17 protein-coding genes and 1 tRNA gene are annotated in these 17,768 nt (G+C 59.1%); 6 read left to right on the top strand and 12 right to left on the bottom strand.

Annotated features, from left to right (window positions below; all coding sequences use genetic code 11):
• Nucleotides 1–21: 21 nt before the first annotated feature.
• From RTS12_RS03515 to RTS12_RS03490, 6 genes are all read right to left on the bottom strand, one after another.
• Nucleotides 22–417, bottom strand: coding sequence for a GFA family protein (locus RTS12_RS03515; RefSeq protein WP_312525539.1), 396 nt, complete (start codon nt 415–417; stop codon nt 22–24).
• A gap of 177 nt (nt 418–594) precedes the next feature.
• Nucleotides 595–1,437, bottom strand: a complete 843-nt coding sequence (locus RTS12_RS03510) for a fumarylacetoacetate hydrolase family protein (protein ID WP_312525537.1) — start codon at nt 1,435–1,437, stop codon at nt 595–597.
• Nucleotides 1,438–1,509: 72 nt separating this feature from the next.
• Complete coding sequence (locus RTS12_RS03505; protein WP_312525535.1) at nt 1,510–2,334, bottom strand: transporter substrate-binding domain-containing protein; 825 nt, start codon at nt 2,332–2,334, stop codon at nt 1,510–1,512.
• Between the two features lie 35 nt (nt 2,335–2,369).
• Nucleotides 2,370–3,089 (bottom strand): amino acid ABC transporter ATP-binding protein, encoded by a 720-nt coding sequence (locus RTS12_RS03500; RefSeq protein WP_409455662.1) that lies wholly within the window; start codon nt 3,087–3,089, stop codon nt 2,370–2,372.
• A 44-nt stretch (nt 3,090–3,133) separates the two neighbouring features.
• Nucleotides 3,134–3,784, bottom strand: a complete 651-nt coding sequence (locus RTS12_RS03495; protein WP_312525531.1) for an amino acid ABC transporter permease — start codon at nt 3,782–3,784, stop codon at nt 3,134–3,136.
• A 30-nt stretch (nt 3,785–3,814) separates the two neighbouring features.
• Entirely contained in the window at nt 3,815–4,498 is a 684-nt protein-coding gene (locus RTS12_RS03490; protein ID WP_312525529.1) for an amino acid ABC transporter permease, read from the bottom strand.
• Between the two features lie 111 nt (nt 4,499–4,609).
• Here RTS12_RS03490 and RTS12_RS03485 point away from each other — a divergent pair, with 111 nt between their 5' ends.
• Both RTS12_RS03485 and RTS12_RS03480 read left to right on the top strand, forming a co-directional pair.
• Nucleotides 4,610–6,151, top strand: coding sequence for an altronate dehydratase family protein (locus tag RTS12_RS03485; protein ID WP_312525527.1), 1,542 nt, complete (start codon nt 4,610–4,612; stop codon nt 6,149–6,151).
• 10 nt (nt 6,152–6,161) lie between these two features.
• On the top strand, nt 6,162–7,136 hold the full coding sequence (locus RTS12_RS03480) for a GntR family transcriptional regulator (RefSeq protein ID WP_312525525.1): 975 nt from the start codon (nt 6,162–6,164) through the stop codon (nt 7,134–7,136).
• A gap of 148 nt (nt 7,137–7,284) precedes the next feature.
• Here the strand turns inward: RTS12_RS03480 and RTS12_RS03475 are convergent.
• The 6 genes from RTS12_RS03475 to RTS12_RS03450 all read right to left on the bottom strand — a co-directional run bounded on the left by RTS12_RS03475 (nt 7,285) and on the right by RTS12_RS03450 (nt 12,618).
• Nucleotides 7,285–7,374: transfer RNA gene (locus RTS12_RS03475), tRNA-Ser, on the bottom strand.
• A 72-nt stretch (nt 7,375–7,446) separates the two neighbouring features.
• Nucleotides 7,447–8,745, bottom strand: coding sequence for an NAD-dependent dihydropyrimidine dehydrogenase subunit PreA (preA, locus tag RTS12_RS03470; RefSeq protein ID WP_312525523.1), 1,299 nt, complete (start codon nt 8,743–8,745; stop codon nt 7,447–7,449).
• Nucleotides 8,738–10,084 carry an NAD(P)-dependent oxidoreductase gene (locus RTS12_RS03465; protein WP_312525521.1) on the bottom strand — a complete coding sequence of 449 codons (1,347 nt, stop codon included), beginning with the start codon at nt 10,082–10,084 and terminating at the stop codon, nt 8,738–8,740. The genes preA and RTS12_RS03465 overlap by 8 nt, the downstream gene beginning before the upstream one ends.
• Nucleotides 10,085–10,181: 97 nt before the next feature.
• Nucleotides 10,182–11,525: a HAMP domain-containing sensor histidine kinase gene (locus RTS12_RS03460; RefSeq protein WP_312525519.1), complete on the bottom strand. Its 1,344-nt coding sequence runs from the start codon at nt 11,523–11,525 to the stop codon at nt 10,182–10,184.
• Nucleotides 11,522–12,184, bottom strand: a complete 663-nt coding sequence (locus RTS12_RS03455) for a response regulator transcription factor (RefSeq protein ID WP_312525518.1) — start codon at nt 12,182–12,184, stop codon at nt 11,522–11,524. The genes RTS12_RS03460 and RTS12_RS03455 overlap by 4 nt, the downstream gene beginning before the upstream one ends.
• Nucleotides 12,181–12,618, bottom strand: coding sequence for a hypothetical protein (locus RTS12_RS03450; RefSeq protein ID WP_312525515.1), 438 nt, complete (start codon nt 12,616–12,618; stop codon nt 12,181–12,183). The genes RTS12_RS03455 and RTS12_RS03450 overlap by 4 nt, the downstream gene beginning before the upstream one ends.
• Nucleotides 12,619–12,747: 129 nt before the next feature.
• Here RTS12_RS03450 and RTS12_RS03445 point away from each other — a divergent pair, with 129 nt between their 5' ends.
• The 4 genes from RTS12_RS03445 to opgC form a co-directional block, all read left to right on the top strand.
• Nucleotides 12,748–13,632 carry a hypothetical protein gene (locus tag RTS12_RS03445; protein ID WP_312525513.1) on the top strand — a complete coding sequence of 295 codons (885 nt, stop codon included), beginning with the start codon at nt 12,748–12,750 and terminating at the stop codon, nt 13,630–13,632.
• Between the two features lie 244 nt (nt 13,633–13,876).
• Complete coding sequence (locus RTS12_RS03440) at nt 13,877–15,442, top strand: glucan biosynthesis protein (RefSeq protein WP_312525511.1); 1,566 nt, start codon at nt 13,877–13,879, stop codon at nt 15,440–15,442.
• 5 nt (nt 15,443–15,447) lie between these two features.
• Nucleotides 15,448–17,601: a glucans biosynthesis glucosyltransferase MdoH gene (gene mdoH / locus RTS12_RS03435; protein WP_312525509.1), complete on the top strand. Its 2,154-nt coding sequence runs from the start codon at nt 15,448–15,450 to the stop codon at nt 17,599–17,601.
• The coding region (opgC, locus tag RTS12_RS03430) for an OpgC domain-containing protein (RefSeq protein ID WP_312525633.1) at nt 17,598–17,768 on the top strand (171 nt) is incomplete at its 3' end. The genes mdoH and opgC, both read left to right, overlap by 4 nt.

The raw sequence follows: 17,768 nt of genomic DNA, 5'->3' as shown, positions 1-17,768 counted from the left end.
CGCGCCATAGGGTGGGGGCGATTAGGGGGCTGTATCTGGGATCACATCGGTGCGGTCGCGCGCATAATGGTGGGCAAGGGCAAAGGGCGGCAGCCCGCTTTCACGCCGGATCGTCCAAAGTTCGTAACTGGGACGGAATTGATCGGGTGCATCGAATGCGCCCAGATGCACCTCGATCTCATGCCCGCTTTGTGAAAATACCGATGATCCACATTCTGGGCAAAAATGGCGGCCCTGATATTGCGCAAAGGCACCGCTGATCGTGACGGCTTCTTGCGGGAAGATCGCCGAGGCATGAAAGAGCGCGCCGTGATGCTTGCGACAGTCTAGGCAGTGACAAATCCCGACGCGAAGCGGCCTTCCGACCGTTTCGATCCGCAGCGCACCGCACAGACATCCCCCCGCGCAAGCTTGCATCTTTCCCCCAAGAACGCCGATGTTTTGGCAAGCGTGCCAGAAAACCGGCCATTTTCGCAATGGGCGGCATGCAAGGGCAAGCATCGGGGTGGGTAAGCGGGATGCACTGGCGGAGCGGGCCTCAAGGGAAAGCCGGGCCTTGGCGTGCTGGTGTCGCCTTCCAAGGCCCGAACGAATTTAGAAATGGGCGACGGTCTGGCGCTGTTCCCCCAAGCCATCAATCCCAAGGCGCATCACATCACCTGCCTTCAAAAAGCGTGGAGGCTTGGCCCCCATGCCCACGCCCGGAGGGGTTCCGGTCGTGATAATGTCACCCGGCTCCAGCCGCATGAAGCGCGACAGATAGCTTAGCAGGTAGGGAATGGTGAAAATCATCGAAGCAGTCGAGCCCGTCTGGCGGCGCTCGCCGTTCACATCCAGCCAAAGCCCAAGGTTTTGCACATCGGCAATCTCGTCGCGGGTGACCAGCCAAGGACCAACCGGACCAAAGGTCGGCAGGCTTTTGCCCTTAAGCCATTGACCGCCGCGTTCCAGCTGATAGCTGCGCTCGGACACGTCATTGCAGATGCAGTAACCCGCGATATGCTCGGCCGCGTCTTCTTGCGAGACCTGAAATGCAGCCTTGCCGATGACAAAGGCGATTTCGACCTCCCAGTCGGACTTTTCGGAATCGGCTGGGATCTCGACCTGATCAAAGGGGCCGGACAGGGACGAGGGCGCTTTGCTGAAAACAATCGGCTCGGTCGGGATGGGCATGTTGGATTCATGCGCGTGATCGACATAGTTCAGACCGATCGCGATGAAATGTGAGGGCCGCGGGACGCAGGACCCAAGCCGGACATGCGCATCAACGACGGGCAAGGCATCAAGATCCAGTGCCGCGATCTTGGCCAGCCCTTCGGCCGAAAGGGCGGCCGCATTCAGATCGTCGAAATGGGCCGATAGGTCACGGATCTGACCGGCGGCATCAATCACGCCGGGCTTTTCATGGCCCGCAGCGCCGAAACGAACAAGTTTCATCGAACTTCTCTCTGTCAAAAGGTGAGCCGAGCGCGTCAGGCGACCGCTCGGCCTGATGTCCCTAAGTCGGGATTACTGTGCCAGCATCTCTGCCGGCAGCGACTGGCCGAAATAGGATTCGTAAATCGTATTCAGACGACCATTTTTCAGGTTTTCGCTGACCCAGTTATTGACCCATGCTTCCAGCTCGGGGTCGTTTTGGCGCATGCCGATGGCCATCGGATAGGCGGCCAGCTCTAGCTTGATATCCAGATTGCGCTGCGGGTTTTGCTTGATAACGGTCTGAGCGGTGGACAATGCGCCCGCCAGATAGTCTTGCTGCCCGGTCTGAATGGCGGTGGTGGCGGTTGCCTCATCCTCATAGCGGACAATCTTGGCGGTGCCGTTGGTTTCCTTTTGGGCGCGGTCAAGTTCGATATCCGAGGTGGTGCCGCGCGCCACAGCGATGGCCTGCCCATCAAGGGCCTTGAAGTCAGGAACGTCGCTGTCTTTCGGGCCTAGAACGACCACGGGAATGACACCATAGGGCGAGGAAAAGGCGATGACCTTTTTACGCTCTTCGGTGATGGAAAATGAGGCGATGACCAGATCGGTTTTGCCCGACAGAAGGAAAGGCACACGGTTGGCACCCGAGACCTGAACAACCTCGAGCTTGACCCCAAGATCCGTGGCCAAAGCCTTGGCCGTGTCGATATCCAGCCCGATTTGCTGGGCCTTGTCGTCAAGCATACCATAGGGCGGATGGGCAATATCGACGGCGATGCGGATTGCGCCGCGTGCCTTGATATCCTCAAGCGCGCCTGCCTGCGCGGGGGCCGCCGCGCCGAAAAGGGTCATGGCGACAGCCAAAGCTGCGCTGGCACCCAGCAGATGGCGGCGGGTTTTCGAAACAGTCATAGTCTTCTCCCATTGGCTTTTGATTATGGCTAAAGTTACAGACCGCTGCGCACGAACTGGCGCAGCTCTTCTGTTTGAGGGTTGTCTAGGATGCTGCCCGGACCCATTTCCCACACCCGGCCTTCGTGCATATAGACGACGACATCAGCGACGTTCTTGGCAAAGGCCATCTCATGGGTGACCAGAACCATCGTCATCCCATCCGCAGCCAGACGCCCGATGACACGCAGCACCTCGCCGGTCAGCTCGGGGTCCAAGGCTGATGTGACCTCGTCAAACAGCATCAGTTTCGGCCGCATGGCCAAAGACCGCGCAATGGCCACGCGTTGCTGTTGGCCCCCCGACAGTTGCTCGGGGTAGCTGTCCATGCGATCGGCCAGACCCACCTGCGCCAAAACCTCTTTGGCCAATGCCCGCCCCTGATCGCGGCTAAGCTTTTTCACCTTGCGCGGGGCCAGCGTGACGTTTTGTTCGACCGTCAAATGCGGAAACAGGTTGTAGCTTTGAAAGACGATTCCGACCTCTTGGCGCAGATCCCGCAAAGGCACATGTCCGCCGGAAAGGTTATAGCCGCAGACCTGAAGCTGGCCGCTGGTGACGGGCTCTAATCCGTTGATGCAGCGAAGTGCCGTACTTTTCCCCGAGCCGCTGCGCCCGATCAGCGCCACGACCTGTCCGGGCATCACCTGCAGATCAATGCCGCGAAGAACCTCGAATGTGCCAAAGCTTTTGGTCACGCCGGCAAAGGACACCAAGGGCTGCGCAGCTGCGGCGGATGGGGAAGTGGATAGGGTCTGGCTCATGCCGCACTCCGGGACAGTTTGCGTTCAAAGCGCGCGGCAAGCAGCGACAGCGGAAAGCAAATCGCGAAATAAAGCGCCGCAGCGATCGAAAAGATCAGGAAGGGGGTGAAGGTGGCATTGTTCAAAACCTTGGCCGAATAGGTCAGGTCAAAGAAGCCGATCACCACTGAATAGGACGAGTTTTTGACGATCTGGACCATAAAGCCGACCGTCGGCGGTACTGCGATCTTGAGCGCCTGTGGCAAGATCACATAGATGAATTGCTGTCCGCGCGACAAAGCCAGACAGGCTGCGGCCTCGTGTTGGGTACGCGGGACCGCCTGAAGGCTGCCTTTCCAGATCTCGCCCAGATAGGCGCTGGAATACAGCGTCATCGCAATCGAAGCTGCGATCAGGGCCGAGACATCAAAGCCGTAGATGCTGACGCCGAAATAGACCACGAACATGATGATGGGCAGCGGAATGCCCTGAATGAACTGGACATATAGGCTGGATAGGCGGCGCAGAAGCGCTGATTTCGACGAACGCGCCAATGCGATGGGCAGCCCAATCACGGTCCCCCCGACAAAACCCATCAGCGACAAGGCCAGTGTCCAACCCGTTCCCTGAAGCAAAAAGAGCAACTGCTCGAAAGTTAATCCTGTCATTTTCATCCCCTCCCCTGGACTTAATCTGACTTAAAGCGGCGTTTTGAGGCGCCGCAGTCGCGGGAAGCTGCCACGCGCGATCAGGAACAGCATCAGTCGCAAGCAAGTGGCCAAAATCAGGTAAATCACCGCGATCACGAGGTAGACATCAAAGCCCCGGAAGGTGATCGACTGGATCTGATATCCCACGCCTGTCAGCTCTTCGACCGAGATCTGAGACATGATCGAGGTTGCCAGCATCATCAGGATGAACTGGCTGATCAGTGCTGGATAGACGCGCTCGGCGGCTTGCGGCAGCTGGATATTCCAAAACATTTGCCACCGCGACAGCGCCAGACAGGACGCAGCCTCGAGTTCCCCTTTGGGGATCGACTGAAAGCCCGCGCGCATGATTTCGGCCGAATAGGCGCCGGTGTTGATGGTCAGGGCAATCACCGCAGCGGGAAAAGGCCCAATCCTTGCACCCAGGACGGCCAATCCGAAGAAAAGCCAGAAAACCTGAATAACCAAGGGCGTGTTACGGATGCCCTCGACATATCCGATCACGATCCAGCGCAGCCAGCGCGGCCCGTTCATGCGTGCGATCGCACAGGCCGTGCCCAGGGCGAAACCCGGCAGAATTGTCAAAACGGTCAACCAGATCGTCAGCTGTATCCCCGCCCAAATCTCGGTCGAGAAATTCTGGATAAAGCTGAAGTCAAACGTATAGGCCAAGCGCGTCTCCTCCTCACGCTACGGTCGATTCTTGTCGGCCTTGACAGGCCTCCCGTTAAGATGAAATGACTTTTGCAGGCAATGTCAATTTATTTCCGAGAGGGTGGAGCCATGACGGATCAGGATGAAGTCGCAGCAGATGTGATCTTGCTAAACAGTGCAGATAACGTGGCTGTCGCGCGTGCAGAAATCGCAGCGGGGCAAGCCAGCGGCATCGCGGGGATTGCGGCGCGTCAAACGATTCCCAGCGGCCATAAGATGGCCATCCGCGCGATTTCGGCGGGCGAATCCATTCTGAAATATGGTCAGAAAATCGGCTATGCCACGGTCGATATCGCAGCAGGTGAGCACGTTCATCTGCAGAATCTGGCGATGCAAGACAGCGATGTTGGTCATAATTTCTGCTCGGATCTGCGCCCGATTGACCTTATTCCACAGGCCGAACGACGCACCTTCGAGGGCTTTGCCCGTCCCGATGGGCAAGCCGGAACCCGAAATTATATCGGGATCATTTCTTCGGTGAATTGCTCGGCCACCGTCTCGCATGCCATTGCAGACCACTTTAACCGCCACGGCGGTCTGGCCGATTTTCCCAATATCGATGGCGTTGTTGCCCTGACCCATGGCCAGGGCTGTGCAATCGGGACATCAACTGAAGGCTATCAATACCTTATCCGCACCTTGTCGGGATATGCCCGCAACCCGAATTTCGGCGGAATCCTGATGATCGGGCTGGGTTGTGAGGTTAACCAGATTTCTTTGATCCAGGAAAAATACAACCTGGAAGAGGGGCCTTTCCTGCGCACCATGACGATCCAGCAGCTTGGTGGCACACGCAAGACTATCGATATCGCCTGCGATCTGATTCGCGACATGGCCGAATCACTGCGTCCTTTGACGCGCACCACCCAGCCGCTGTCCAAGCTGAAACTGGCGCTGCAATGCGGTGGCTCTGATGGCTATTCGGGCATTTCGGCCAATCCGGCGCTTGGCTATGCGTCGGATCTGCTGGTGCGCAATGGTGGCACCGCCGTTTTAAGCGAAACCCCCGAGATTTACGGCGCCGAACATCTGCTGACATCGCGCGCGGTCACGCCCGCCGTCGCTGAAAAGCTGCTGGAGCGGATCTTGTGGTGGGAGGGCTACACCCAGCGCCACGGTGCCGAGCTGAACAACAACCCCTCGCATGGCAACAAGGCTGGCGGTCTGACGACGATTTTGGAAAAATCGCTTGGCGCGGTCGCCAAAGGCGGTAGCATGCCGATGGAAGCGGTCTATGAATATGCAGAACCCATTGACCGCACGGGTTTTGTTTTCATGGACACGCCCGGCTACGATCCTGTCGCCGTAACGGGTCAGATCGCTGGCGGCTGCAATATGTTGGTCTTTACGACGGGGCGTGGTTCGGTCTCGGGATTCAAGCCGGTGCCGACCATCAAAGTTGCCACAAATTCAAATATGTACGCGCATATGAGCGATGACATGGACCTTGACTGCGGGGGGATCGTAACCGGACGGCAGACCATCGAAGAGGCAGGCAATGCCATTTTCGAGACCGTCCTTGCGGTCGCCTCGGGCGTTCGGACACAAAGCGAGACCTATGATTACGGAAACAACGAATTCGTCCCGTGGCAAATCGGCGCCATCACCTGAGCCATCAGGTTTGGACAAGACCCCAGCCTATCGCCGCATTGCCGATCTTTTGGCAGCGGCGATCACGGCTGGCGACTTGCCAAAAGGTGCTTTGATCAAGGTTTCCGAGGCGGCGGCTGTCTTTGATTCCAGCCGCTCGCCGGTCAAGCAGGCCTTTGAAATTCTGAAGGAAAACGGACTTCTGTTTCCCCATGATGGGCAGGGGTTCGTTGTCGGCGCCTTGGAGCCAACCTCGCGGGTACAGCTGACGCCAGAGCTGCTGCGCTTCGACGAAGATGAGGCGCCGCTTAGCTCTCATGCTTTGGATGAGCTCTACTTTCGACTGGAGCATTCGCTGATCGCAAGCTCGATCTCGGGGCCGTTGCGCATCAATGAATTGGCAATGGCACGCCATTTCAACATTGGGCGCAGCACCGTTCGCGAGCTGATCTTTCGTGCTTTGCGGGTGGGCATTGTCGAGCGCCCGCCCGGAAAATCCTGGCAGGTCGTGGCCTTTGATCTTGAGCGGTGCCAAAATCTGTATGATCTGCGCATCTTGCTCGAGCCCGAGGCATTGCGTCTTGCCGCGCCGCTTCTGCCGCGTGATCGCATTACCTCAATGCTGGAGGATGTGACGGCGGGGGCGGCCAATCCGTCAGGGCTGACCGTCTTGGCGCTTGATGGGCTTGAGGCTGATTTGCACAGCGACCTGCTGTCTTATTGCCCCAATCCTGAAATCCCCGAGGTCTTGGTTCGCACCTCTCCGACCTATATTTGCGGGAAATATATTCAGGTCGCGCTTTCTGACAGCCCGACAATCGAAGAGTTCCTGCACGAGCATCTCGAGATTTTGGCCCATCTGCATCGTGGCCAAGCCGATGAGGCAGCCCAATTGCTTCGCCACCATCTTATTCGCTCGAAAGAGCAGATCGTGGGAAAACTGCGCGATTATCTGGCCTTGCCCGATCTGCACCCGGATGACGGATCTCGTCATTTCCTAAGCTGAAATTGCGCATCTGGTGCCGGGGGCGGGGGACGCTCGCCCTGCCTGATCGCCGACGTTTGTCGTCGGGCGATGAGGGCAATTTTATCGGGAAAATCGGGGTCAATCAGCCCAGATATGCGCCACACATGTTTGATGGAAAGCGCGTAAGTGGCGGAGGAGGTGGGATTCGAACCCACGGTGGAGTTCCCCCCACGTCGGTTTTCAAGACCGGTGCATTAAACCGCTCTGCCACTCCTCCGACGCGGATTTGTTAGCTTGGGAAAAGCCTTAGGGCAAGGGGGGCGACCGCCAAATTTGGCGGTCGCAGTGCTTATTCCGCTGCTTTGGCCATCGGGTTGTTGGGATGGCTCATCCAATTGGCGTAAGGCGCGACCGGACGAGAGGTGCGGGGGTCGATCTCGCCGATCTCTAGCTCGCGCATCGTGATGCAGTTTTCGACCGGGCAGACATCGACACACAGGTTACAGGCAACGCATTCCTCATCATTCACGGTGAAGACGCGGTCTGCGGATATATCGATGGCCTGATGGCTGGTGTCCTCGCAGGCGGCGTAACAGCGGCCACAGCTGATACACAAATCCTGATTGATCTCGGCCTTGGTCGTGTAGTTCAGGTTCAGATAGCGCCAATCGGTGACATTGGGGATGGCGCGACCGATCAGATCGCTCATCTCCATCTGGTGGCCGTCCAGATAGTCATGAAGGCCGCTGATCATCTCTTCGACGACTTTGAAGCCATAGGTCATTGCCGCCGTACAGACCTGGACCGTTCCCGCGCCAAGGGCCATGAATTCTGCCGCATCGCGCCAGGTTGTCACGCCACCGATCCCGGAAATGGGCAGTCGGGCCGTTTCGGGATTGCGGGCGATTTCCGCGACCATATTCAGCGCGATTGGCTTGACGGCGGGGCCGCAGAAGCCACCATGGCTGCCTTTGCCATCAATCGTGGGCTGAGGCGCGAAAAGGTCAAGATCGACCGAGGTGATGGAGTTGACCGTATTGATCAAGCTGACCGCATCCGCGCCGCCGCGCAGGGCGGCCTCGGCGGGTTTGCGCACATCGGTGATATTGGGGGTCAGTTTCACGATACAGGGCATACGCGAATACTGTTTGACCCAGCGTGTGACCATCTCGATATATTCGGGCACCTGACCGACCGCAGATCCCATCCCGCGTTCGGCCATGCCATGGGGGCAGCCGAAATTCAGTTCGACCCCGTCGGCGCCGGTATCTTCGATGTCTGCTAGGATCGATTTCCAGCTTTCCTCGTCGCAGGGGACCATCAGGCTGATGATTAGCGCGCGGTCGGGATAGTCGCGCTTGACCGATTTGATCTCGCGCAGGTTGACCTCGAGCGGGCGATCGGTGATCAGCTCGATGTTGTTGATGCCCAGAACGCGACGGTCTGCACCATAGACCACGCCATAGCGTGGCCCGTTGACGTTGACGACGGGCGGCCCGGCAAGGCCCAGTGTTTTCCACACCACGCCCCCCCAGCCGGCCTCGAAGGCGCGGCGCACATTCACCTCTTTATCCGTCGGAGGGGCAGAGGCCAGCCAGAACGGGTTGGGGGATTTGATACCGACGAAATTACTGCGAAGGTCAGCCATGATCGGACCCCATAAGTTGATGGTGGATGTCTTCGGCCGCATCGCGGCCCTCGGCGACAGCGGTGACGGTCAGATCATCGCCGCCCGAGGCGCAATCACCGCCCGCCCAAACGCCTTCCAATGAGCTGCGCCCGGTGGCGGATACGCTGATTTTGCCCTGCGTCAGCTCTAGCCCGTCGGGAAAGCCGTCCAGACGTTGGCCAATGGCGCGAAACAGTTGATCTGCGGGCAAACGAAAGCGCGCGCCGGTATCCTCGAGGCCCGAGGGGGTGCTGCTGGTATGGGCGAATTCGACCTCGCGGACCGCACCATTACCGTGAACGGCAATCGGCATGGCATTGCAGATGATGCGAACCCCGCTTGCCGTTGCATGTTCTTGCTCATGTCGCGACGCGCCCATGCGGGATTGCTCGCGGCGATAAACGATGGTGACGTTCTGCGCGCCCAGATGGCGGGCCTGAACTGCGGCATCCACCGCTGTCATGCCGCCGCCGATCACGACAATATCGCGACCGATGGGTAGGGTGCCCAAATCATCGGATTGACGCAATTCGCGGATGAACTCGACCGCATCAAGAATATTGTCGCGATCCTCGCCCGTGGCGCCCAGGGCATTCACCCCTTGCAGCCCCAGACCCAGGAAGACGGCATCATAGTCGCGGCGCAGATCCTCAAGGGACATATCGCGCCCCAGAACCATGCCGGTTTTCACCGTGATGCCGCCAATTCCCAGCAGCCAGTCAACCTCGCGGCTGGCAAAAGAATCGACCGCCTTATAAGAGGCGATGCCATATTCATTCAGGCCCCCGGCCTTTGCGCGCGCATCGAAAAGCACGACATCATGGCCTTTGACGGCCAGCCGATGGGCAGCGGACAGACCTGCTGGGCCTGCGCCGACAACGGCTATTTTTTTGCCGGTGGGGCTGGCGCGACGGAAGGGGTGAACGCCCTGATCCATCAGGTGATCGGTTGCAAAACGTTGCAGCGCACCGATCAGAACGGGTTTGCCCTCGGCCGTTTCGCGAACGCAGGCGCCCTCGCAAAGGTTTTCGGTCGGGCAGACCCTTGCACACATCCCGCCCAGAATATTCTGGGAAAAGATCGTTTTTGCTGCCGCATCGGGCGTTCCCGTCGAGATCTGGCGGATGAACAGCGGAATATCGATCGATGTTGGGCAGGCCGTGATGCAGGGCGCATCATAGCAGAAATAACATCGATCAGCTGCGACCCGCGCCTCGTGTGGATCAAGTGGCGGCGCTACGTCAGAGAAATTGACAGTATAGACTTCGGTGGTCAGACGGCCCGGTACAACACCGGGCGTCAGCTGGCTATTGGACATCGCTTGGACCCCAGGCTGGCTGCTATCAAGAATCAGGCTGGCACAGGTCCATTTTTTTATCAAATGGTAAAATTTCTGGAGGCGATATTTTCTTTTGTTACGCGGCGGGCAGAGTCAGCATGGCCTTCAACCCTCCCAGATCAGATTTCTCGAGCGCCAGATGGCCGCCATGCAGCACCGCCAGATCGACGACAATCGCCAAGCCCAAGCCCGCACCGGGCGGGCCAAGCTCGTCCAGGCGGCCGCCGCGCGCGATGGCCTGCGCGTGATTTTCGGGCGACATTCCTGGCCCGTCGTCCTCGATCGTGATCACCAGATCACTTGCCGCGCCTGTCGGATCGGGGGTGGCGGCATGGGCAGAAATTCGGATGCGGCTATGGGTGTATTTGACGGCATTCTCGGTCAGGTTGCCGATCATCTCTTCCAGATCCTGCCGCTCTCCGGCGAAGGCAAGATCCTCTGGGCAGCGTAGCTCTAACCTGATCGCGCGATCCTGAATCGGTCGGCGCAGCACCAACAGAATGTCGTCAAAGACCGCATGTAGCGGGCTGCGATGGCCCAGAATTCGCGGCCCGGCCGAGCTGCGTGCGCGGCGCAGATGCCAGCCGATTTGCCGGTCCATTCGCGCGATCAGCGCCTGGCCCGGATGATCGGGGGGCAGGCCATTGGCAAGGGCCGCAAGCGGGGTTTTCAACGAATGGGCAAGATTGCCGACATAATCCCGGCTGCGGCTTAGAACTTTTCGATTTTGTTCTAATAAATTATTGATTTCGGTTGATATTGGTCGAAGCTCGCTGACCGCGGGATGGGGCAGGGACTGGGCCTCTCCGGCGCGGATTTTGCGAATGTCTTGCCCCAATTTGCCAAGGCTGCGAAGGCCCGCGGTGACCTGAATCAAACTGGCCAGCGCCAAAGCAATGCCCAAAATCGCCAAGGAAATCGCCAGCGGCCGATGGACCTGCGCAAGGCTTGCGTCAATTTCGGATTGGGGGGCGGTGACGCTGACCGAAAGGGCGCTGTCGCTGTCGGGCAGGGTAAAGCTGGATTGGGTCAGGCGCAAAGTCGCGCCGCGCGGTCCGATCAGGCCATTCTTTGCCTCATCCTCAGAGATGGCGGGCAAGGTACTGTCAAAAAGCGAGGCCGATTTGGCAACCACTGTGCCGTCCTGACTAAGCTGCCAGTACCAGCCTGAAAGGGGCATTTCAAAGCGTGGATCCGCAGGCAAACGAGAGGCGACCAGACGCCCACTATCTGAAATGCCGGCGCCCGCAATCAGCGCCTCGCTGACGGCATGGGTTTCGGCATCAAAACGTCCGGTGATGAAATCATCCAAAATCGCGGCGATGGTCAAATAGCCCGCAATTAGGGCCGCGCCCACCAGCACGCTGCCCAATGCCAAAAGGCGAAATCGGATCGAATCGGCGGGAAAGGACGGCATCATGGCGCGCTGCGCAGCACGTAACCCTCGCCGCGCCGAGTTTCGATCAGCCCTTCGGGAATTTTGCGCCTTAGACGCCCGATCACCACTTCCAGCGATTTGTAATCGCGGTCCGCAGCCGAATCATACAGGTGCTCGGACAGCTCGCTACGGCTGACGACACGGTTTTGATGGTGGATCAGATAGGACAGAATCCGGGTCTCGAACGAGGTCAGTTTCAGGGCCATCCCGTTCAAGGTGATGACGGAAAGCTGGCTGTCCAGACGCAGCGGACCCGCCGAGATCACCGCCTGCGCATGTCCCGCTGCGCGACGCACCAGGGTTTGAGCCCGGATCACGACCTCGTCCAAGCGAAAGGGTTTGACCGCGTAATCATCCGCGCCTGCACGAAAGCCCGCGACTTTATCGGTCCAATCGCCTCGCGCGGTCAGGATCAGCACGGGGGTCGAGATCCCGCCCTGACGCCAGCGCGTCAAGACCTCGATCCCGGGCAGGCCCGGAAGGCCCAGATCAAGGATCGCGACATCATAGCTTTCTGTGGCTCCCAAGAACTCACCCTGAATGCCATCTTGGGCAAGGTCACAGGCAAAACCACCATCGCGCATCGCCTGCGCCAATTGTGAGCCAAGCAAAGGATCATCTTCAACTATCAGGCATTTCATTTTTTGGCTCCTTTCTGCTTACGCGCCTGGGCCAGCCCGGCACCCGCCACCTCCAGAAACCGGCCCGTTCTTGCATCCAATCGGATCGTCAGCACATGACGGGCGGGTGTCAAAAAGCGCAGCTCGTGGACCAGCTCAACCCCTTCGGCAAATTCGTGGGGAAAGGGGGGGACCAGTCGTGCCGCGATCAGTTTGCCGTTAAAGCGCTCTTCGACCAGCTGCGCGGCCTGGGTCAGCGAGATCACCTCGAAACTGGGGCCGCTTATCATATCCTCGGGCAAAAGCGGGTCATTGCCATCGCTCATTGGTGGGCGTCCGGCCAGAAAACCCGGATGGGGCGGGGGCGTAGGGCGCATATGCTGCATCGTCACCAGACCGCCCAAAAGCAGCGCCAGAATAGCAAGACAGACAAGGGCCAGGCGCGCAGGGGTCATAGCTGTGATCTAAGGGGGCTTTGCCAAACGAAAACCAAACGGGCCATTGCCTTTGCGTTCATCTTTCTTGGGCTAGAAGTGATTCGTACCGGGAAGAAACCCGATCCCGTTAGATAAGGATAAAGACGAATGAGCAGCATGTTCAAAGGTTCTGTCGCCCTTTTTGCCATGTCGGCAATGCTGGCCCTGCCTCTTAGCGCTTCGGCACAAGCAACGACCGAAGCAACGACCGGGGCCCCGGCCGCAAGCACGCCGGCACCTGCCACCGCGCCCTCTGCCACCACTCCTTCGGTTGTGGCAACCGAATTGCCGCAGGTGTTGAAGGATCTGAATCTCAGCGATCTTTCGGTGAAATCCGACAAGCGCGGTCAGCGCATCTCTGGCACTTTGGCTGATGGCACCAAGATCAAGGCAATGCTGGACGATAAAGCAGCGCTGCGCGGCGCCTTTGTCGATGACAACAAGCCTTTGCCCGAAAGCCTGGCCAATGCGCTGATCCCGCAATCCGTGCGCGATCAGCAGATTTTCGGCCAGTTCAACAGCGTGACCGGCGCCTTTTCGGGTGAAAAGGGCGTGATGATCGTCGGAACCGATGCCGGTGGCGACAAGCTGCGTGCGGGCTTTAGCCAAGACGGCACGCTGATGCGCTTTGGCCGTGGGCAGGACAGTGACATGCGCCCCGGCGGTCACGACCGCAAAGGTCCGGATGGCCATGAGGGCCGTCACGGTGGCAAGCATGACGGCAAACACGACGGCAAGCATGGCGACAAACGCGGCGACAAGCATGGTGGTCGCGACCATCATGGCAACAAAGGCCCGCGCGACGGCCGTGGCCCGGCCCCGGTCTCGGATGAGGCGGTCGCGGCCGCGGCAAAAGCGGCTGGCTATACCGATCTTGGGGTCATCTCTCGCGATGGGCCGCGTGTCAGCGTGATCGGCAAAAACCCGCAAGGAGAGCCGGTTGTGATCGAAATCAATCCCAAGGGTGATGTCGTGCGTGAGACGGCGCAATAACAAGCCCAAGGAAAACGCAGGTTTTTCTAGCCAAAGCTGAAAGAATCAATCAAACATAACCTTAGGGCGCGAGGCATGGCTTCGCGCCCAAATATCGTTTGAAATGTCACATTTATGTTGATTTGCCGTTCAGGGTCGGCAGTCTCTTGCCCCAAGTAGGAAAACTGCTTGCGAGTTACGACCGGGGGTGCCAAATCCGCTAAAACCCACGGCTTTTGCCAGCTGCTTAACGAGGACTCGAGGGATGTATCGGCGAAATTTTGTGTTGTCCTCTGCTGCGGCGCTGGCTGCGACTGGCGCGCTTGGCAATCTTGCCTTTGCGCAAGAGGCAGAGAACCCCGCGCCTGCGGCGACGCCCGAGGCCGCGCCAACGCCGAAACCCTTTGATTTTGAAGACGTTGTTGCCGTCGCGCAGGAGTACGCCTCGCGCGAATACAGCCAGCCCGTCTCGCAGCTGACCGGCAGCTTTGCTGATCTGAACTATGACCAGTATCGCGCCATCCGTTTTCGCCGCGATCGTGATCCATGGCGCGACAGCCGGGTCTTTGCGCTGGATCTGTTGCCGCCCGGCGCGATTTTCTATGAGCCGGTCGAGATCAATCTGGTTTCGGGTGGCGTGGCCACCAAGGTCGCCTTCTCGCCCAAGCTGTTTGACTTTGATCCGTCGCAGTTCCCCGAGGGCGGCGATATGGAAACCACCGGGAATATGGGTTTTTCGGGCTTTCGTCTGCGCACGCCGCTGAACCGCCCCGATGTGATGGACGAATTCGCGGTCTTTCAGGGGGCAAGCTATTTCCGCGCGGTGGCGCGAGGCACGCTTTACGGGCTTTCAGCGCGCGGTCTTGCCATCGGCACCGGCAGCCCCGAGGGTGAGGAGTTCCCGATTTTCCGCAGCTTCTGGATCTATGAGCCCGATCCTCAAGAGCGCACCGTGCGCATTAACGCTTTGCTTGACAGCAAGTCGATCACCGGCGCGTTTGAATTCGTTTTGGCACCGGGCGCCGAGACCGTCATCAATACGCGGGTATCGCTGTTCCCGCGCCGCGATCTGAAAACCGTGGGAATTGCGCCTTTGACCTCGATGTACTGGTTCGGTCCGGCCGATCGCAAACGCATCGATGACTACCGCCCCTCGGTTCATGACAGCGATGGGTTGCAGATGCTGACGGGCAGCGAAACGCGGCTTTGGCGCGTGCTGTCGGGGCCGCCCACCTTGCAGGCTTCGGCCTTTATGGACAATGATCCGCTAGGCTTTGGTCTGGCGCAACGTGCCCGCAATTTTGACGACTTCCAAGATGCCGAGGCGCGCTATGATTTGCGGCCATCGGCTTGGATCGCGCCGCAGGGACGCTGGGGCAAAGGTTCGGTCTCACTGATCGAAATTCCGGTAGAAAACGAATTCAACGATAACATCGTTTCCTTCTGGCAGCCCGCGGATGCTTTGGTCAAAGGCCAGCGTCATGACTTCAACTATGTTCTCACCTTCGCAGCAGAAATACCTGATTCTGCGCCTATTTCGCGGGTTCTTGAGACGATGACCGGCAAGGCGATCAACAATGCCGATGCCCGGACCTATATCGTTGATTTCGATCTGTCGGTCTTTGGATCAGATGATCCGACCGCTCAGATCCGTGCCTCGGCGGGGCGCATCGGACACAACTATCTGATCCGGATGCCGCAGCAGGGGCGGATGCGTTTGTCCTTCGAATATTTCCCAGAAAACGCCAAGGTCGCCGATCTGTCTGCCGTGTTGAACGGGCCTGACGGGGCGCTCAGCGAAACCTGGATTGCCCGTTGGGCGCGTGGGTAACGACATTGAAGAAAAGCCAACTGAGCAGCTCGGGCGATATGTCTGAAATCCGACTGGTAGGCCCCGAGGCAGATGCGGTGTTTGCGCCCTTGCAAGGGGCTGCGCTGCCGCCAACCCCGCCAGAGGCTCCGTTGGCGATGCCGGTGCAGGATTTCCACGCCAATCCACCGCAGGGCCCTCGCTGGGAATTTCCCGGCCTGCGCACGCTTCTGGCGCGCTTGCTGGCCTTTGGCGGCACGCTGGCCATAGCCATTGCGGGCTGCAAGGAAATGCTGCTGGTTTTTGGGGACAATATCACGGCTTTGCAGGCTATTTTGCTTGTTCTTTTCGTGGTGACATTCGGCTGGGTGGGCTTTTCGTTTTGCTCGTTCCTTGCGGGCTTTCTGGCACCTGGGCTGAAGACGCCCGAGGGGCCGAATGACGCGAAAATTGCGGTCGTCATGCCTGTCTATCACGAGGATGCTTCGGAAACGGCGGGGCTTTTGGCGGCACTTGCGCGCGATCTGGCCCGCGTTGGCCTGGCTGATCGTGCCGAGATTTTCGTGATCTCGGACAGCCGCAAGCCGCAATCCGCCTTGGAGGAAATTCAGGCGATCAGCCTTCTGCGCGAGATCTCTCCGGTGCCGGTGTGGTATCGTCGCCGCCATTCCAACGAGGGGCGCAAAGCGGGTAACGTCGCCGATTTCGTGCGCCGCTGGGGCGCGCGCTACGATCAAATGGTGGTGCTGGACGCCGATAGCGTCGTGGGTGGGGATACGATCAAGGCGCTGTCGGCGCGTATGAACGGCGATCCCAGCGTCGGTTTGATCCAGACCATGCCGATGCTTGTCGGCGGCCAGACCATTTTTGCCCGGCTGACGCAATTCGCGGGTCGGGTTTACGGCCCTGCCGTGGCGCGGGGCGTGGCCGCTTGGTCAGGCGACAGCGGCAATTTCTGGGGCCATAACGCCATCATCCGCGTCAGCGCCTTTGCCGCATGTTGCGGTCTGCCCAGCCTTCCGGGCAAGCCACCCTTTGGCGGCGCGATCCTGAGCCATGACTTTGTCGAGGCCGCGCTTTTGCGTCGTGCCGGGTGGAAGGTGCGGCTGGATTACGATCTGCGCCAAAGCTACGAGGGAACGCCGCCGACCCTGTTGGACATGGCCGTGCGCGAGCGGCGTTGGGCCCAGGGCAATCTGCAGCATTTGCGCCTGATTGGGGCGCGCGGTTTCTCGATGATCAGCCGCATTCATTTTCTGATCGGCGTGCTGGGCTTTGTCATGTCGCCGATCTGGCTGGCGATGATCCTGGTTGGGCTGGCGCTTTCTGCCAACGTGCTGTTGTCGCGCCCCGATTACTTTCCCTCGACCTATCAGCTTTTTCCGGAATGGCCGGTCTTTGACCCCGTACGGATGCTGTGGCTTTTCGTGATTGCCATGGCGTTTTTGCTGGTGCCGAAATTTCTGGCAATCTTGCGGGCATGGGCGCGGCCCTTGGCGCAAAATTCTGGCGGCAAGGCGCGGGTTTTTGCCTCGGCGCTGTTTGAGATTGTGTTGTCTGCGCTGATTGCTCCGGTCCAGATGCTGATCCAGACCCGCCAGATTCTGGAAATTCTGCAAGGCCGCGACAGTGGTTGGGAGGCGCAGGTCCGCGCCGGACAAACCCCGCCCTGGTCGGTGGTTTTGCGTCGCCACGCCCTGCATGTCATCACCGGCTTTGGCACGCTTTTGGTCTTGGCCTATCTGTCGCCCGGTCAACTGATCTGGCTGTCACCAATCCTTGCAGGGTTGATTTTGTCACCTCTGACCTCGCGGTGGTCGGCCAGCCCGGTTTTTGGACGTTGGGCGCGCCGTCAGGGGCTGCTTGTCACCCCCGAAGAGCGTATGCCCCCCGAAATTTTGACCGCTGCCAATACTTTGACCCATCGTATCGGTCCTCAAAGTGGCAAGCTCGCCGATATTGCGCGCGACCCCGAGGCCTTGCTCCGTCATCGGCAATTGCAGCCGCGCCATGAAAACGCGCGGCCAGTGGCCGAACGGTTAAGCGCGATTTCGGCAGGTGCCAAAATCGCTGCGGCACAAAGCCAATCCGAGGCGCTTAGCTTTTTGGATCAGGACGAAAAGATGGCCCTGATCGAGGAGCCCCAGCTGATCGAGGCTTGGGTCCGGCTGCCGGCATGAAAAGAATTGCTGCCCTTGATATGCTGCGCGGCTACGCGCTGGTCTGTATCATGCTTGACCATATGCCGATTTCGGCATTGCGACAGGTTACGCTGACCAATTTCGTTGTCTTTGACGCGGCCGAGCTGTTTGTTTTGCTGTCGGGCTTTCTGGTCGGTCTGGTCTGG

This window comes from Paracoccus sp. (in: a-proteobacteria), assembly GCF_032007265.1.
GTDB lineage: Bacteria > Pseudomonadota > Alphaproteobacteria > Rhodobacterales > Rhodobacteraceae > Paracoccus.
Note: the sequence above shows the minus strand (reverse complement) of the source record. Positions and strands in the feature narration are given on the sequence as shown.

Bases quoted from the DNA above. Each gene is read 5' to 3' on its own strand.
- RTS12_RS03515 (WP_312525539.1), bottom strand. From the start codon at position 417: ATGCAAGCTTGCGCGGGGGGATGTCTGTGCGGTGCGCTGCGGATCGAA.
- RTS12_RS03510 (WP_312525537.1), bottom strand. From the start codon at position 1,437: ATGAAACTTGTTCGTTTCGGCGCTGCGGGCCATGAAAAGCCCGGCGTG.
- RTS12_RS03505 (WP_312525535.1), bottom strand. From the start codon at position 2,334: ATGACTGTTTCGAAAACCCGCCGCCATCTGCTGGGTGCCAGCGCAGCT.
- RTS12_RS03495 (WP_312525531.1), bottom strand. From the start codon at position 3,784: ATGACAGGATTAACTTTCGAGCAGTTGCTCTTTTTGCTTCAGGGAACG.
- RTS12_RS03485 (WP_312525527.1), top strand. From the start codon at position 4,610: ATGACGGATCAGGATGAAGTCGCAGCAGATGTGATCTTGCTAAACAGT.
- preA (WP_312525523.1), bottom strand. From the start codon at position 8,745: ATGGCTGACCTTCGCAGTAATTTCGTCGGTATCAAATCCCCCAACCCG.
- RTS12_RS03465 (WP_312525521.1), bottom strand. From the start codon at position 10,084: ATGTCCAATAGCCAGCTGACGCCCGGTGTTGTACCGGGCCGTCTGACC.
- RTS12_RS03460 (WP_312525519.1), bottom strand. From the start codon at position 11,525: ATGATGCCGTCCTTTCCCGCCGATTCGATCCGATTTCGCCTTTTGGCA.
- RTS12_RS03455 (WP_312525518.1), bottom strand. From the start codon at position 12,184: ATGAAATGCCTGATAGTTGAAGATGATCCTTTGCTTGGCTCACAATTG.
- RTS12_RS03450 (WP_312525515.1), bottom strand. From the start codon at position 12,618: ATGACCCCTGCGCGCCTGGCCCTTGTCTGTCTTGCTATTCTGGCGCTG.
- RTS12_RS03445 (WP_312525513.1), top strand. From the start codon at position 12,748: ATGAGCAGCATGTTCAAAGGTTCTGTCGCCCTTTTTGCCATGTCGGCA.
- RTS12_RS03440 (WP_312525511.1), top strand. From the start codon at position 13,877: ATGTATCGGCGAAATTTTGTGTTGTCCTCTGCTGCGGCGCTGGCTGCG.